The sequence below is a fragment of the Sinorhizobium sp. genome (assembly GCF_059070375.1).
In genome coordinates this window covers 2,798,280-2,812,500 of sequence record NZ_JCACWC010000003.1, presented here as the reverse complement: position 1 = coordinate 2,812,500, position 14,221 = coordinate 2,798,280, and the positions used below count along the sequence as shown (strand labels likewise).

General features: G+C 60.3%; 13 protein-coding genes, 1 tRNA gene and 2 rRNA genes (1 of these 16 running past the window's edge). 7 read left to right on the top strand and 9 right to left on the bottom strand.

Translation table 11 applies throughout. The features are described 5' to 3' along the window. From AC5J09_RS25595 to AC5J09_RS25585, 3 genes are all read left to right on the top strand, one after another. Positions 1 to 1,299: ribosomal RNA gene (locus tag AC5J09_RS25595) — 23S ribosomal RNA — on the top strand; it begins 1,564 nt to the left of the window's first position. A gap of 247 nt (positions 1,300 to 1,546) precedes the next feature. Continuing rightward, positions 1,547 to 1,661, top strand: a 5S ribosomal RNA gene (rrf, locus tag AC5J09_RS25590). Between the two features lie 132 nt (positions 1,662 to 1,793). After that, positions 1,794 to 1,870: transfer RNA gene (locus AC5J09_RS25585), tRNA-Met, on the top strand. 94 nt (positions 1,871 to 1,964) lie between these two features. Here AC5J09_RS25585 and AC5J09_RS25580 read toward each other — a convergent pair. Continuing rightward, positions 1,965 to 2,930 carry an MBL fold metallo-hydrolase gene (locus AC5J09_RS25580; RefSeq protein ID WP_494298941.1) on the bottom strand — a complete coding sequence of 322 codons (966 nt, stop codon included), beginning with the start codon at positions 2,928 to 2,930 and terminating at the stop codon, positions 1,965 to 1,967. A 105-nt stretch (positions 2,931 to 3,035) separates the two neighbouring features. Here AC5J09_RS25580 and AC5J09_RS25575 point away from each other — a divergent pair, with 105 nt between their 5' ends. From AC5J09_RS25575 to AC5J09_RS25565, 3 genes are all read left to right on the top strand, one after another. Further along, positions 3,036 to 4,016, top strand: a complete 981-nt coding sequence (locus AC5J09_RS25575; RefSeq protein WP_494298839.1) for a LysR family transcriptional regulator — start codon at positions 3,036 to 3,038, stop codon at positions 4,014 to 4,016. A gap of 248 nt (positions 4,017 to 4,264) precedes the next feature. Then, the gene (locus tag AC5J09_RS25570) at positions 4,265 to 4,561 is read left to right on the top strand and encodes a type II toxin-antitoxin system RelE/ParE family toxin (protein ID WP_494298838.1); all 297 of its coding nucleotides are present in this window, start codon (positions 4,265 to 4,267) and stop codon (positions 4,559 to 4,561) included. A gap of 13 nt (positions 4,562 to 4,574) precedes the next feature. Beyond that, a complete protein-coding gene (locus tag AC5J09_RS25565) occupies positions 4,575 to 4,883 on the top strand; it encodes a HigA family addiction module antitoxin (protein WP_494298837.1) in 309 nt (102 codons plus the stop codon). A gap of 423 nt (positions 4,884 to 5,306) precedes the next feature. Here the strand turns inward: AC5J09_RS25565 and AC5J09_RS25560 are convergent, their stop codons facing one another. Together AC5J09_RS25560 and AC5J09_RS25555 are read right to left on the bottom strand one after the other, a co-directional pair. Next, positions 5,307 to 6,032, bottom strand: a complete 726-nt coding sequence (locus AC5J09_RS25560) for an aspartate/glutamate racemase family protein (RefSeq protein WP_494298836.1) — start codon at positions 6,030 to 6,032, stop codon at positions 5,307 to 5,309. Between the two features lie 30 nt (positions 6,033 to 6,062). Further along, positions 6,063 to 6,686: a flavin reductase family protein gene (locus AC5J09_RS25555; protein ID WP_324762227.1), complete on the bottom strand. Its 624-nt coding sequence runs from the start codon at positions 6,684 to 6,686 to the stop codon at positions 6,063 to 6,065. Between the two features lie 134 nt (positions 6,687 to 6,820). Here AC5J09_RS25555 and AC5J09_RS25550 point away from each other — a divergent pair, with 134 nt between their 5' ends. Next, positions 6,821 to 7,498, top strand: coding sequence for a GntR family transcriptional regulator (locus AC5J09_RS25550; protein WP_018095870.1), 678 nt, complete (start codon positions 6,821 to 6,823; stop codon positions 7,496 to 7,498). 80 nt (positions 7,499 to 7,578) lie between these two features. On the opposite strand, the gene AC5J09_RS25545 is transcribed toward AC5J09_RS25550, so the two are convergent. The 6 genes from AC5J09_RS25545 to AC5J09_RS25520 are packed head-to-tail and all read right to left on the bottom strand — an operon-like array spanning position 7,579 to position 14,201. After that, entirely contained in the window at positions 7,579 to 8,583 is a 1,005-nt protein-coding gene (locus tag AC5J09_RS25545) for an ABC transporter ATP-binding protein (protein ID WP_100671962.1), read from the bottom strand. After that, the gene (locus AC5J09_RS25540; RefSeq protein ID WP_494298835.1) at positions 8,580 to 9,563 is read right to left on the bottom strand and encodes an ABC transporter ATP-binding protein; all 984 of its coding nucleotides are present in this window, start codon (positions 9,561 to 9,563) and stop codon (positions 8,580 to 8,582) included. The genes AC5J09_RS25545 and AC5J09_RS25540 overlap by 4 nt, the downstream gene beginning before the upstream one ends. Next, entirely contained in the window at positions 9,556 to 11,049 is a 1,494-nt protein-coding gene (locus AC5J09_RS25535) for an amidohydrolase family protein (protein WP_494298834.1), read from the bottom strand. Before AC5J09_RS25535 ends, AC5J09_RS25540 begins: the two co-directional genes overlap by 8 nt. After that, entirely contained in the window at positions 11,049 to 12,242 is a 1,194-nt protein-coding gene (locus AC5J09_RS25530; protein WP_411933743.1) for an amidohydrolase family protein, read from the bottom strand. Before AC5J09_RS25530 ends, AC5J09_RS25535 begins: the two co-directional genes overlap by 1 nt. A 5-nt stretch (positions 12,243 to 12,247) precedes the next feature. Next, a complete protein-coding gene (locus tag AC5J09_RS25525; protein WP_324762223.1) occupies positions 12,248 to 13,198 on the bottom strand; it encodes an ABC transporter permease in 951 nt (316 codons plus the stop codon). A 34-nt stretch (positions 13,199 to 13,232) separates the two neighbouring features. After that, on the bottom strand, positions 13,233 to 14,201 hold the full coding sequence (locus tag AC5J09_RS25520; RefSeq protein ID WP_018095864.1) for an ABC transporter permease: 969 nt from the start codon (positions 14,199 to 14,201) through the stop codon (positions 13,233 to 13,235). Positions 14,202 to 14,221 lie beyond the last annotated feature (20 nt).

Genomic DNA, 14,221 nt, shown 5'->3' with positions numbered 1-14,221 from the left:
GGGACGCGGTTCCAGGAAATAGCTCCACCGTATAGACCGTACCCGAAACCGACACAGGTGGTCAGGTAGAGTATACCAAGGCGCTTGAGAGAACTATGTTGAAGGAACTCGGCAAATTGCACGCGTAACTTCGGAAGAAGCGTGACCCTTTTCTACGCAAGTAGGATGGGGTGGCACAGACCAGGGGGTAGCGACTGTTTATCAAAAACACAGGGCTCTGCGAAGTCGCAAGACGACGTATAGGGTCTGACGCCTGCCCGGTGCTGGAAGGTTAAGAGGAGGGGTGCAAGCTCTGAATCGAAGCCCCAGTAAACGGCGGCCGTAACTATAACGGTCCTAAGGTAGCGAAATTCCTTGTCGGGTAAGTTCCGACCTGCACGAATGGCGTAACGACTTCCCCGCTGTCTCCAACATAGACTCAGTGAAATTGAATTCCCCGTGAAGATGCGGGGTTCCTGCGGTCAGACGGAAAGACCCCGTGCACCTTTACTATAGCTTTACACTGGCATTCGTGTCGGCATGTGTAGGATAGGTGGTAGGCTTTGAAGCGGGGACGCCAGTTCTCGTGGAGCCATCCTTGAAATACCACCCTTATCGTCATGGATGTCTAACCGCGGTCCGTCATCCGGATCCGGGACAGTGTATGGTGGGTAGTTTGACTGGGGCGGTCGCCTCCGAAAGAGTAACGGAGGCGCGCGATGGTGGGCTCAGAGCGGTCGGAAATCGCTCGTCGAGTGCAATGGCATAAGCCCGCCTGACTGCGAGACTGACAAGTCGAGCAGAGACGAAAGTCGGTCATAGTGATCCGGTGGTCCCGCGTGGAAGGGCCATCGCTCAACGGATAAAAGGTACGCCGGGGATAACAGGCTGATGACCCCCAAGAGTCCATATCGACGGGGTTGTTTGGCACCTCGATGTCGGCTCATCGCATCCTGGGGCTGGAGCAGGTCCCAAGGGTTTGGCTGTTCGCCAATTAAAGCGGTACGTGAGCTGGGTTCAGAACGTCGTGAGACAGTTCGGTCCCTATCTGCCGTGGGTGTAGGAATATTGACAGGATCTGTCCCTAGTACGAGAGGACCGGGATGGACATATCTCTGGTGGACCTGTTGTCCTGCCAAGGGCATAGCAGGGTAGCTATATATGGAAGGGATAACCGCTGAAGGCATCTAAGCGGGAAACCCACCTGAAAACGAGTATTCCCTTGAGAACCGTGGAAGACGACCACGTTGATAGGCCGGGTGTGGAAGTGCGGCAACGCATGAAGCTTACCGGTACTAATCGTTCGATCGGCTTGATCGTTCCCATTGCTTATGCTCATCAAAGATGAGCATCATTCTTCTGTCCTCACGCTGACGCGATCGCAAGATCGCTGCGCTGCGGACGGCGCGCCGGACAACCGGCGGCTCGGCTCTGCCGGCTGCTGGAATGATCCGGACAAGACATCAAAAAAGACGTGTTCAAAAGAAGTCGAGGCGTTAAACCGCCCGCTTCACCAGCTTCTCAATTCGGTTTGCGCCCTTAAGGCGCAAATCTTGCGCTTTGCCGACCTGGTGGTTCTGGCGGGGTGGCTGCACCCGTTCCCATTCCGAACACGGCCGTGAAACGCCCCAGCGCCGATGGTACTTCGTCTTAAGACGCGGGAGAGTAGGTCGCTGCCAGGTCTGCAAATCGCAAGAGAAACAAACCGATCATCTTCTCTCATAAGGCCGAAACAAACCGGCCAACAAACCGACCTTTTTACTGCGCAAAACTCGGACGAATAACGAGATTTTTGCCGCGCAAAACTCGGATAACGCGGGGTGGAGCAGCCCGGTAGCTCGTCAGGCTCATAACCTGAAGGCCGCAGGTTCAAATCCTGCCCCCGCAACCAAACACATATACATACGCATAAACACGAAAAGGCCCGCATCAGCGGGCCTTTTTGCGTTCTGGGGCGAGATCGAGCACGATTTCCTCTCACTTGATCAGAACTGCCAACTGACCGGAACCCACGCATAGCCGGCGTCCGTCTTGAGCATTCGGCCAAGGCCCGGGAACGGATAGTGGAAGCCGAGCACGAGGAGCCGGTCTGCCGCCGCCATGTCGAAGATGCGGCGGCGGGATGCGAGTGCGGCGTCCTTGTCGCGATCTGGCCCGGGCAACCAGGGCCGGTCGACATTGACGATCGGGTGGTAGGCGAGATCGGCCGTCAGCAGGAGCTGATCGTTCCCGGATTGAACAAGGAAGTTCGCCATGCCCGGCGTGTGGCCGGATGCTGGAAGCGTTGTCAGCCCGGTAACGATCTCCGCGCCGGCTTCGTACAACTCGATTCCCTTGGTGACGGGTTCAACGCTCCGCTTGATAGCCGCGGCGAAGTTGCGGCGAAAGTCCTCGGGCACCGGCATGTAGGAAAGATCCGGAACGTTACGGACGAAGAAGTCCCAATCGTCACGAGGCGCAAAGACGGCAGCCCGCGGAAATGCCTTGCCGCCCTCCGCTGTTCGAAGGTTGCCGACATGGTCCGGGTGCGTGTGCGAGACCACCACAACGTCTATGTCCACCGGCCGTAAACCAACCGCGGCCAGGTTCTCGAAGATGCGACCGCCTTGCGGACCCATGGTTTGCCCGGCTCCTGCTTCGAGAAGGATCCGCTTGCCATTCGTCTCGATAAGAAGCGTGTTGAGATTCAGCGTCAGCCGGTCGGTCGGCAGGAAGGCGCGCCTCAGAACGTCCTGCAGCTCTGCCTCTGGCGCATTGCTGGCGTAGATGCGGGGAGGGCCGCCGATCAGCCCATCGCTCAGTACGGTCGCCGAGATGTCGCCGACGCGGAAGCGGTAATAGCCGGCATTTCCCCCCTGAGGCGGAAGCGACGCGGCGGGGGCTGCCCGCGCAGAGGCCGCCATCCCGGTCGGCAAGATCATTCCCGTGACCGCCGATGCGGCTGTCAGCATGATCTTCCTACGATTCAGAGTAATTTCACTCATGCTTTTGATCCGTTCGAATAGCTGATCTCAGGTGCTGCATCTGGTGCCGCCGTCTGGCGACTTCTTCTAGGGATGACACAGGTTGGACGTGAGGATAAGCTAATCAAAACCGATCAGCTTATTAAGCAGGGCTTTGCAATGCGGCCACTACGGCTTGACAGCTTGGAGATCTTTGAGGACGTCGTGCGCTGTGGTGGCTTTAGAGCCGCCGCGCTTGGCAGGGGTGTATCGTCGTCCGCCGTCAGTCAATCGATCAACGTGCTCGAAGAGGCGCTGGGGATACGGCTTCTGAACCGAACGACACGCAGCGTCGCGCCTACTGAAGCGGGCGAGCGGCTTCTCGAGCGGCTAAGGCCCGCTCTTTACGAAATCAGAACAGCGGTCGACGACCTCAATCAGCTTCGCGAGCGCCCATCAGGCACCGTGCGGATCAACGCACCGGGACCGGCCGCCGACCACGTTCTGTGCCCTCTGACCTTTGAGTTCATGAAAATTTATCCCGACGTCAATGTCGAGATCGTCAGCGATGCTGCGATCATCGATATCGTGGAGCAAGGTTTCGACGCCGGGGTGCGCTTCGGGAACCAGCTCGCCCAGGACATGATCGCCATGCCCCTCGGTCCGGCCTTGCGATATGCGATCGTGGCCTCGCCTGACTATCTTCGCAAATGCGGCCGACCCGGCTCACCAGGCGATCTCTTACAGCACGACTGTATTCGCCGCCGCTTCCCCGGCGGGACCATGGTGACGTGGAAATTTGCGCGTGACGGCGACGAAGTGGAAATCACCCCGAAAGGTCGGTTGACATTGAGTTCAGCGCATCAGGAGCTCCAGGCCGCGCTTGCGGGATCGGGAATCGCTCACCTGTTCGAGGATTATGTCCGTGATGACGTCGAACAAGGCAGACTTATTGAGTTGCTCTGCGACTGGAAGCAGAAGCTGCCGAGTTGGTATCTGTATTATCCGAGCCGGCGACATACGAGCGCGGCCGTGCGGGCTTTCCTCGAATTCATCCGCAATCAGAGATGGTATCCTGATCGCAAGGAAAGATAAAAGCGGCCCCTTGCAACAAAAGCCATAAGCGCCGCAAAAGCGGGCCCTTTCGGCGCGGGGTAAGGAGCGGCGAGCTCACCCCGAAAAAATGTCAGCGATGGTCCGTTCTCTAAGGCCTGTTGAGATCGGGCCGCCCGCCGCCGCTTGTTTGATTTCCTCATTCCTGTGACGCGCACAAGTATCTGACAGGATTACCTTTGCGCTATGAGTTATAGTGCGGTACATTAACTCCGCGGTGGAGATGAGGAATGATCGTTGGTTTTCGGGATGATTGGTTGCGGGCTTTTTTCGTGGACGATGCCCATTCTCGCAACATCCCGTCGGATCTTGAGGTCAGGTTGTTCCGCAAACTCCAGATGATCGATGATGCCACGACAGATCAGGACTTACGTGTGCCGCCCAGCAATTCCTTCGAGAAACTGCGCGGCAATCTGGCGGGTTTCCATTCGATCCGGTTGAACCAGCAATGGCGGCTGATCTTCCGCTGGGATGGCGAACGCGGCGAGGCGGACGGGATTTGCCTGGACGATCACAGCTACCGATGAGAGCGAGGCAGATATGCTGACGACCAAGCGCAAGCCGGCGACTGTCGGCGAGATTTTGACCGAGGAATTCATGGAGCCGATGGGTCTGACGCAGGGCGCATTAGCCGAGGCGATGGGCGTGCAACGCAAGCACGTCAACGAGTTGTGCGGGGACCGCAGGAACGTGACCGCCGCAACCGCACTCATCCTTGCCCGCGTTTTTGGCAACAGCCCGGACTTCTGGCTCAACGTGCAGCGTCGCATCGATCTTTGGGAGGTAATGAACACGCCCAAGGAACGCGAGCGTGTCGAGCGAGCGCGACCGTTGAAGCACGCGGCATGAGCTGCATTATGGGAACCGCACTCGTCACGGGATGAGAGTAGAGAGGGTGCGGTCCCTCGGCGCGCTTCATAAACCGTGAAGACAGCGAGGCGGCGCGGAAGCTCCCGCCCGTATACATCGTCCCGCTTCGCTTCGATGCGAGATGTAGACGTACCTTTCATTGCGTCGCAGGTCGACCGTCCCCTCGCATATTCGCCATCGGAGATTGTAATCGCCACATATCCCCGGTCCCTCATTCCTGTGCTTGTCACAGGAATCCAGCCAGGCCAAGTCCTTGGGCTGGAAAGACTCTTCCGCGCCGCGGACGCGGCGCTGCTGGATCCCTGTGACGGAGCACAGGGATGAGGAAAAGGAGAGGGTGCAGTCCTCCGAAAACTTTCCTACAGCGCCGCGCTTCCTATGATACGCGCACCTGGAAGTGCTTTAAGCGCAAACCTTGTGACTGGCCGCGGTTTTGATTCGGGGATAGGCGTAAGCGTTGAGCTTGGAAGTCGTATATCCTGCGCCAAGCAGCGCTTCGGCCATCTTTACTGCAGCAGTCACTCCATCGATCACCGGCACTCCCGTCGCTCTCTGGAGGCGGGCACACAAGGATGACATTCCCGCACAGCCAAGGACGATCGCTTCGGCACCATCCTCGGCTTTGGCAATCTCGATTTCCTTGAGCAGCAGCCGCTCGGCTTTTTGCGGATCTTCCTCGAGGGCAAGGACCGGAAGATCGATAGCACGGACTTTCCGGCAATGACGCTCGGCGCCGTAATCGCTGACCAGATCCTCGATGATCGGAACCGAGCGCGGAAGCGTCGTTATGACGGAGAAGCGACGGCTGATCGTCATGGCCACCTGTACCGCGGCCTGGCAAATACCGATCACGGGGCCTTTGGCGACTTCGCGCGCGGCATGCAGTCCGGGGTCGTCGAAACACGCTATGACATAGGCGTCGACGCCCTGCGCTTCGCCCTGGCGGATCTCCGCGAGCATTCCCGGAACCGACATGGCTTCATCTGCACCACCTTCAATACTGGCCGGCGTATCGGTCGGATTGGAGGCGGAGACGTGCGTGTGGGGATGTTTGACCAGCAACGCGCTTTCGAGCGCTTGCGCGGTCATGGAGGCTGTGGAATTGGGATTGATGAGATGAATATGCATGATGAAATTCTCGTTGCCTCTCATTGACGCCTATTTCTTCTTGACGAAATCGGCGATCGGCGGGGCCTTCAAAACGAACTGGCGGTCTGACGTGATGTAATTGTCGGCATGAAGCCGGGCGATCGGCTGGTAACGTTCCGGGTCCACATAATGACCTTCGGCGTCGAGGCAGTCGCGGCGCACATGCATGTGCACCACCTCGCCCAGTACGAGGGTGCGGCGGGGATAGTCGATCAGGCGCTCGACGCGGCACTCGAAGATGCACGGCGCCTCCTCGGCATAGGCAACATCGATCTTGCGGCACCGGGCGGCTTTCAATCCGGCCATTTCGAGCTCGTCGACCTCGCTGTCGAAGCCAAGGCCGCAGATCAACATCTGTTGAGACAACGCCATATCGACCATGCTGATGGCAAATTCACCGGAGCGGCGAATATTGACCATCGTGTCCTTCGGCTCACCGGTTAAACGCGGCTGGATGCCCAGGACGACGATGGCCGGATCATGTGAAAACACGTTGAAGAAACTCATCGGCGCAGCATTGTTATGTCCGCTCTCGGAGCGGGTCGTCACGAGCGCGATCGGGCGCGGGCCGATGAAATTCGTCAGCAGCCGATAGCGGCTTTGCGGCTCAATTTCTTCGAAGTCGAATTCCATCGCGGTCCCAAAATGTCGGTCTTATGATCTACAATAAGCTTTCATATTGTAGACAATATTGCAAGCCATTTGAATCCGCGAGTTGACTTTTTCACGCGCTTGGCGATTGTCTGTTTCAGCAAGGAGAACAGGGTATGCGCGAACAAGCCGCGATGTCGGTCGAGCAGATTGTCGAAAGGGTATGGCTTTCCATCGCTGAACGGCGATTGCGTCCTGGCGTGCAACTCAAAGAAGAACAGCTGGCCTCGATTTTTCACGTCAGTCGCGCACGTGTTCGTCAGGCGTTGACCGTTCTGGCACGCGACGGCCTCGTAACGATCATTCCCAATCGCGGTGCTTTTGTTTGCAAGCCATCCGTGGAAGAGGCGCGCGACGTGTTTTTCGTTCGCCAGGCGGTGGAGAGATGCGTCGTGGAGCGGCTCTGCAGTTCGATGTCGAAGGATAGCGTGAAGCGGCTGCGGGATCATGTCAAGAATGAGCGGATCGCCAATGCCGAAGACAGCACCACGGATATCATCAAGCTTTCCGGCGGCTTCCATCTTTTGCTGGCCGAACTGACCGGGTCGGATTTCCTGTTTACGACAATGCGCGACCTTATCGCCCGCAGTTCGCTGATTACGGCCGTTTACCGGAACACCACGCGCTTCAATTGCGGCCCCGACGAACATGCCGACATCGTCAAGGCGATTGCGGCGAAAGAAGCCCAGAGAGCCGTCCATCTCATGTCGCATCATCTGGAACATGTGGAATCCGAGCTCGACTTGAGCGAGATACGCGACTTTTCGCACGATCTGCGCGCAGCACTGGCTTGAAACGGCCGACCGCCGGCATTGTGATCTATTCCAAGACGTTGAGAGGCGGGACGCGGGCGGAAAACCGCACAGACTTTTCCTCATCCCGCTTCAGGTAAACGTTCCGCGATCACGTCCTCTGCCAGATGACAGGCTACCCGGGTGCCGTTTTGCAAGACCCGCACCGTAGGCACTTCCTTGGAGCAGCGCGCCGTGGCGATCGGGCAACGCGGGTGGAAGGCGCAGCCGGACGGCGGTTTCAGCGGGCTCGGCACTTCGCCGCTGGCCGGCTCGCGGTTGCGGTTCGGTGCCTCGATGTTCGGAATCGTCTGCAGCAGGAGCCGCGTGTAGGGATGGCGCGGCTGAGCGAACAACTCTTCCGTGTCGCCTTCCTCCACGATACGGCCCAGATACATCACCGCAATGCGGTCCGACATTTGGCGAACGACGCTCAAGTCATGGCTGATGAAGAGATAGGTAAGCCCCAACTCGTCCTGCAAACGGCGCATCAGGTTCAGCACCTGCGCCTGCACGGACACGTCGAGCGCCGAGGTCGGCTCGTCGCAGACCAGGAATTCGGGCTCGCTCGCCAGCGCGCGGGCGATCGAGATACGCTGGCGCTGCCCGCCTGAAAATTCGTGCGGGAACTTCTCGCCATCGGATGGCGAGAGCCCGACAATGCCCAGAAGCTCTTCGACGCGCTCCGTCACCTCGGCCGCGGTCTTGCGCAGCTTCAGTTCGCGCAGCGGTTCGGCAATGATGTTCTTCACCCGCCAGCGCGGATTGAGCGAGGCGTAAGGGTCCTGAAAGATCATCTGCGCCGAAAGCGGCGCGCCGCTCCTGCCGGGCGCAAAGCGCATTTCGCCGCTTGTCGGACGATGCAGGCCGGTGACGAGGCGCGCAACGGTGGATTTTCCGCAACCGCTCTCGCCGACAATGCTGAGACAACCGCCGGCGGGAACGGTAAAGCTGATATCGTTCACGGCCTGCAGATACTGCCGGGGCTTGCGCTCCACTACCCTGTTGAGCCAGGGAGCGGACACGTCGAATGTCTTGACCAGCCGGTCGACTGTCAGAGCCGGGGTCTTTTGCAAAGGTTTGGTCATGCGGTGCCTCCTGCGCCCAGCCAGCAGGCGCTTGCACTCTGGCCGGCAAAAACGAGTTCCGGGCGTTCGCGCCGGCAGCGCGGCCCCGCCATCTTGCAGCGCGGATTGAAGGCGCAGCCCTCTGGTATCGCGTCCAGCCGCGGCATGGAGCCGTCGATCTGGTTGAGCCTCTCGACACGCGCGCCGAGCGACGGAATCGAAGCCATCAGACCCTGCGTATAGGGATGGCGCGGCTGGTGCAGCACCTGTTCGACAGCCCCGATCTCGATCAGCCTTCCGGCATACATGACCGCGATGCGGTCGGCAGCTTCCGCGATCACGCCCATGTCGTGCGTGACGAGCATGACGGCGGCCTGCTTCTCCTTGCACAATTTGCGCAGGAGCGAGATGATCTGCGCCTGGATCGACACGTCGAGCGCCGTCGTCGGTTCGTCGGCGATGACGAGTTTCGGCGAGGCTGCAAGCGCCAGCGCAATCACGACACGCTGGCGCATGCCGCCCGAGAACTGATGCGGATACTGATTGACCCGCTCCTCCGGCGAGGGAATGCCGACATCGCGCAGCAACTGCACGGCGCGGGCGCGGGCTTCGGCCTTACCGAGACCGAGGTGCCGGCGAATGGTTTCGACGAGCTGTGCGCCAACCGAGAACAGCGGATTGAGAGAGGTAAGCGGATCCTGGAAAATCGCACCGATCTCGCGGCCGCGTATCTTTTCCATGGCGCGATCGTCGAGCGTATCGATGCGACGGTTGCCGAGCCAGACCTCGCCGCCGGCGATATGGCCCGGCGCTTCGAGCAGGCCCTGAATGGCGAGCCCGGTCATGGACTTGCCTGCGCCGGACTCGCCGACGACGCCGAGAATCTCACCCGGCCGGATCGACAGGCTGACATCCGACAGCGCGGTCACCGTGCCGCGACGGCCCGGAAAATCCACACGCAGATTGCGAACTTCAATGACTGGTTCCTGGATGTCACCCATTTGCGTCCCCCTCTATCGGATAGCTGGGCGGGAAGATTGCGGCGACCGGAGGATTGTTCCAGCTCCGCTCGGGATATTTGGCGATCAGCCCGTCATATTGAGCCTGCGCCTGAATGCGCGCCTCCTGCATGTCGAAGCCGGCGAGCTGGCGATCCAGCATGGAGACGCGGCCATCGACGAAGACCGCTTGCGTGATCTTGCCAGACCCCCCGGTGACGATCGTGGTGATCGGATCGATGGACGGAGCCATGACGGTGTCGTCGAGGCGGAAGACCGCGATATCTGCACGGGCCCCCGGTGACAGATGGCCGAGATCGGAACGGCCCAGTGCCTTCGCGCCGCCAATCGTCGCCGCATCGAACAGGTCGGCAGAACGCAGGCGGTCGGGTGCGCCGTCGGCGATGCGGCCCGTGATAAGGCCCGTAAGCAGGTTCATCAGCATGTCGGGCGGTGTCGTATCCGTCCCCATGGCAATATTGATCCCGCGCCTGATGCAGGCGGAGAAGGAGTTGAGGATCGAGCCGCCACGGCCCGAAACCAGCGGACAATGGACGATGGAAACGCCGTTCGCCGCGTAAAGGCCGAGATCCTCGTCCGTGGCGTTGGTGGCATGCGGCGCGATGAGGCGGTCGCTCAACAGACCGTGCTTTGCAAGCCAGATCGGTGCGGTCGAGCCGTGCAGCATCCGCACCGTGTCCACTTCCATCGCGCCCTGTGCCATGTGCAGCCGGAATTTGCAGCCGAGATCGCGGGCGGCGGCATCAGTGCGCTGCAAAAGCTTGATCGTCGAGGTTTCGACACGGTCCGGCGCCAGCATGCCGCGCACCAGATCGCCATGGCTGCCATTCTGGCGTTCAATATAGGAAATGGCGTCGTTCAGGCCCTGAAAGCCGCGCTCTTCATCGAAGACAGGCACCATCTTGCCCGGTGCTTCCAGCACCATGCCGCCCGAACGGTAGGCGGGGCTGAGATAGACACGCAGACCCAGTTCGCCGGCGGCTTGCGCAGCCGCATCGAACTCGTCGACGGTTTCACCCCATTCACGGTAAAACAGCGACGCAATGGGAGCGGCGGTGGTGATACCGTTCAACAGCAGCTGGCCGAAAGCGAACCGCTTCTGAAAGGCCAGCGCCTCCTGCGTGTACATTTCATAAGGACCAGCTTCGACATAGGAGCGCGGCCAGACGCGGCCCTTTGCCCAACCGGGATGATTGTCGATGCCGAGGATGGTCGTATCGAGATCCGACAGTGCGTCGAGATCGATCAGTCCAGGGCTGATCAAGGCATCGCCGAAGTCGATTCTACGGCCCACTTCGCCGGGGAATCGATGCCCGACGAATAGGATCTCGCCGCTCTCGAAAACGACCTCGCCATTGCGCAGAAGCCGGTGGCTGCCGTCTTTATGTCCGACCACCCAGCCCGCGGTGATCAGTGTGCGCCCATCCGGACGACGGCCGAGCGGAAGAGTATCGAATGTCTCGCTCATTACGGCATCTCCACCACAGCAACGCCCTGACGGGCCGTGACGCGACCGCCCTTGACGACCAGCGGACGCGGAGCGACATCCACCACCGCATGCGCCAGCGTTTCACCGGTCAGCAGGGTGAAATCGGCATTGCAGCCGACCTCGAGGCCGTAATTCTCCAGGCGCATGACATCCGCACCGCCCTGCGAGACGATGTGCAGCACATGTTCCAGATCGTGATCCGAGCGCACGCCGTTCTTCATGCCGATGACCTTGGCACGATCGAGCATGTCCGGCTGACCCCACGGACCCCAGGTGTCACGGATGCCGTCACAGCCGCCGCCGATGCGCACGCCCGCTTCCTTCAGGCGCTTGATCGACGGCACTGTGGCCGAAGGCGCACCTGTCGTGAGGATGGCGACATCCAGAATGGCGAGCTGTTCGATCAGCTGGCCGACGCGCAGATAATCGTTCATGCCGAGCGCAAAGGCGTGGCTGATCGCCACCTTGCCTTCCATGCCGTTGGCGCGGATGCGCTCGAAGATGAGTTCCATGGTGAAGGCGCCGAGATCGCCCGTCTCATGCAGGTGAATGTCGATCGGCACGCCATGCTTTGTGGCGAGCGCGAACAGAATGTCGAGCTGTCCCTTCGGATCGCGGTCGATGCCGCACGGATCGATGCCGCCCAGCACTTCGCAGCCCTGACGCAGCGCCTCGTCGAGCAGCTCCTTCGTGCCGGGCATGACCATCAGGCCGGACTGCGGGAACGCCACGATTTCGATATCGATGACGCCCCTGAGTTTTTCGCGCGTTTGCCAGACGCCCTCCACCAGCGACAGGCCGTGGACCGGATCTATGTCGACATGGCTGCGGATATGGGTTGCGCCATGAGCCGCCAGACCGATCGCATGGCGCATCGACTGACGATGCGGATCTATGCCGATGTCCAGACGGTGCTCGCGCTCGAAATCGATGCGCTCGCGCAGGATCGCGGCGCGGTTGTTGACATGCCACGGCATGCCCCAGGTGGTCTTGTCGAGATGGGTATGCGCATCGATCAGGCCGGGCGCGACGATGGCGTTGCCGCCGTCTTCCACGGCCATTCCCGGTTCAGCCTCAAAACGCCCGAAACCGGCAATCTTTCCGTCCCTGATCAGGACATCGCAGGATTCTCCTGCCATCGGCCGGACATTGCGGAGCAAAAGGTCGTTCATAAGGCTTACCTCAGTTTCGGATTGAGAGCATCGCGGAGCCAGTCGCCGAGCATGTTGACGGCGACGACCAGCAGGCAGAGCTGAATGACTGGGAAGAGCACGATCCACCAGGATCCGGAAAACAGGAACTGATTGCCGATGCGGATCAGCGTTCCCAGAGACGGCTGGCTCGGCGGCATGCCGATACCGAGGAACGAAAGCGTGGCTTCGGTGAGGATCGCCATGCCGAAGTTGAGCGTGGCCGCCACCATGATCGGCGTCAGCGTGTTGGGCAGGATATGACTGGCCATGATGCGCCGGGCAGGGACGCCGATCAGCCGCGCCGCCGACACGTAGTCCTTTCCGGCTTCGACGATGGTCTGCGCGCGAACCGTGCGGGCATATTGCACCCAGGCGGATAACGCGATGGCGAGGATGAGCACCGCGGACGCCCCGACCTCTCGCAGGCTGACAGGCAGCATCTGACGCACGACCGTCGAGACGAGAATGGCGACGAGGATGGTCGGAATGGACAGCGTGATGTCGCCGAAGCGCATCAGCAGATTGTCGATGAACCCGCCGAAGTAGCCGGCGATCAGCCCCGCGCTCATGCCGATCAGCAGGGAGAGCGCCACCGAGGCGATGCCGATGACGATGGAAATGCGCGTCCCGTAGAGAATGGCCGACAGCATGTCGCGGCCCTGCGTGTCGGTGCCGAGAAGATAGGGCCATTCTCCGCCTTCCTCCCATACCGGCGGCAGTTCGGCCTTCCACATGTCGAGCGCTGCGCCGTCATAGGGGTTCTGCGGTGCGATCAGCGGTGCGAACAGTGCCGTCAGGATCAGGATCGCCAGCAACGCGGCGCTGAACATCGCCGTCTTGCTATGGGTGAACGACCACCACAAATCACTTTGGCGGACACGCTGGAAAAGCGATGGATGGGTGACGGGCGGAGTTTGAGAAGTCTGGATACTCATCGGTCTTGGCCCCACAGTCGGTTCAACGGGCGTTTCAGCGGGCTGTACGCAAGCGGGGATCGATTACCGCATAGGCAATGTCCACCAGCGTGTTGAGCACGACGAAGATGAAGGAAATGATGCAGAGATAGGCCGCCATCACCGGAATATCGAGGAAGGTCACGGCCTGGATGAAGAGCATGCCCATGCCTGGCCACTGGAACACGGTTTCGGTGATGAGCGCGAAGGCAATCAGCGAACCGACATTCATCGCGGTCATGGTCACGACCGGCATCAGGCAGTTGCGCAGCGCATGGCGGAAATAGATGCGCCAGCGCGGAATGCCGCGCGCGCGGGCAAATTTCACGTAATCAGATCGCAGCACTTCCAGCATTTCAGCGCGGACCAGACGCATGACCAGCGTGACCTGATAAAGCGACAGAGCGACGGACGGCAGCAGGATCGCCGCGCGGCCCGAGGGCGTCAGGAGCCCCGTCGACCAGAAGCCAAGCTGCACGACATCGCCGCGACCGAAAGCCGGGAGCCAGCCGAACGTAACCGAGAAGACGAGGATCAGCAGGATGCCGACGACGAAGCTCGGCAGCGAGACCCCGACAATGGAGATAAACTGCAGGCCCTCCGTATACCATTTGCCGCGCTTGATCGCGGTCAGCACGCCGAGGGGCAGGCCGAGCAGCAGGGAGATCAGCGTGGCAACCAGCACCAGCTCCAGGGTCGCCGGAAAGCGTTCGGCGATCAGGCTCAGCACGTCCTGGCCGTTGCGGTAGGAGATGCCGAAATTGCCCTGCGCGGCGTTGACCACGAACCGGGTATATTGTGTCATCAGGCCATCGTTGAGGCCCAGACGTTCACGCAGATTGTCGCGGTCGGTCTGCGTCATCTGCTCGTTGGCCATCATCTCGACGGGATCGCCCGCCAGCCGGAAAATCAGAAAGGCCAGCAAAGCGACGGCCAACATCACCATGACGGCGTTTGCCAGGCGCTTTATGATAAAAACCAGCATAGGAATTCCTCGGTCACAGG

What these genes read in the sequence shown, in the direction of transcription:
- AC5J09_RS25540 (WP_494298835.1), bottom strand. Translation starts at nt 9,563, where the DNA reads ATGGGTGACATCCAGGAACCAGTCATTGAAGTTCGCAATCTGCGTGTG.
- AC5J09_RS25525 (WP_324762223.1), bottom strand. Translation starts at nt 13,198, where the DNA reads ATGAGTATCCAGACTTCTCAAACTCCGCCCGTCACCCATCCATCGCTT.
- AC5J09_RS25575 (WP_494298839.1), top strand. Translation starts at nt 3,036, where the DNA reads ATGACACAGGTTGGACGTGAGGATAAGCTAATCAAAACCGATCAGCTT.
- AC5J09_RS25565 (WP_494298837.1), top strand. Translation starts at nt 4,575, where the DNA reads ATGCTGACGACCAAGCGCAAGCCGGCGACTGTCGGCGAGATTTTGACC.
- AC5J09_RS25530 (WP_411933743.1), bottom strand. Translation starts at nt 12,242, where the DNA reads ATGAACGACCTTTTGCTCCGCAATGTCCGGCCGATGGCAGGAGAATCC.
- AC5J09_RS25550 (WP_018095870.1), top strand. Translation starts at nt 6,821, where the DNA reads ATGCGCGAACAAGCCGCGATGTCGGTCGAGCAGATTGTCGAAAGGGTA.
- AC5J09_RS25520 (WP_018095864.1), bottom strand. Translation starts at nt 14,201, where the DNA reads ATGCTGGTTTTTATCATAAAGCGCCTGGCAAACGCCGTCATGGTGATG.
- AC5J09_RS25555 (WP_324762227.1), bottom strand. Translation starts at nt 6,686, where the DNA reads ATGGAATTCGACTTCGAAGAAATTGAGCCGCAAAGCCGCTATCGGCTG.
- AC5J09_RS25580 (WP_494298941.1), bottom strand. Translation starts at nt 2,930, where the DNA reads ATGCTGACAGCCGCATCGGCGGTCACGGGAATGATCTTGCCGACCGGG.
- AC5J09_RS25545 (WP_100671962.1), bottom strand. Translation starts at nt 8,583, where the DNA reads ATGACCAAACCTTTGCAAAAGACCCCGGCTCTGACAGTCGACCGGCTG.
- AC5J09_RS25535 (WP_494298834.1), bottom strand. Translation starts at nt 11,049, where the DNA reads ATGAGCGAGACATTCGATACTCTTCCGCTCGGCCGTCGTCCGGATGGG.
- AC5J09_RS25570 (WP_494298838.1), top strand. Translation starts at nt 4,265, where the DNA reads ATGATCGTTGGTTTTCGGGATGATTGGTTGCGGGCTTTTTTCGTGGAC.
- AC5J09_RS25560 (WP_494298836.1), bottom strand. Translation starts at nt 6,032, where the DNA reads ATGCATATTCATCTCATCAATCCCAATTCCACAGCCTCCATGACCGCG.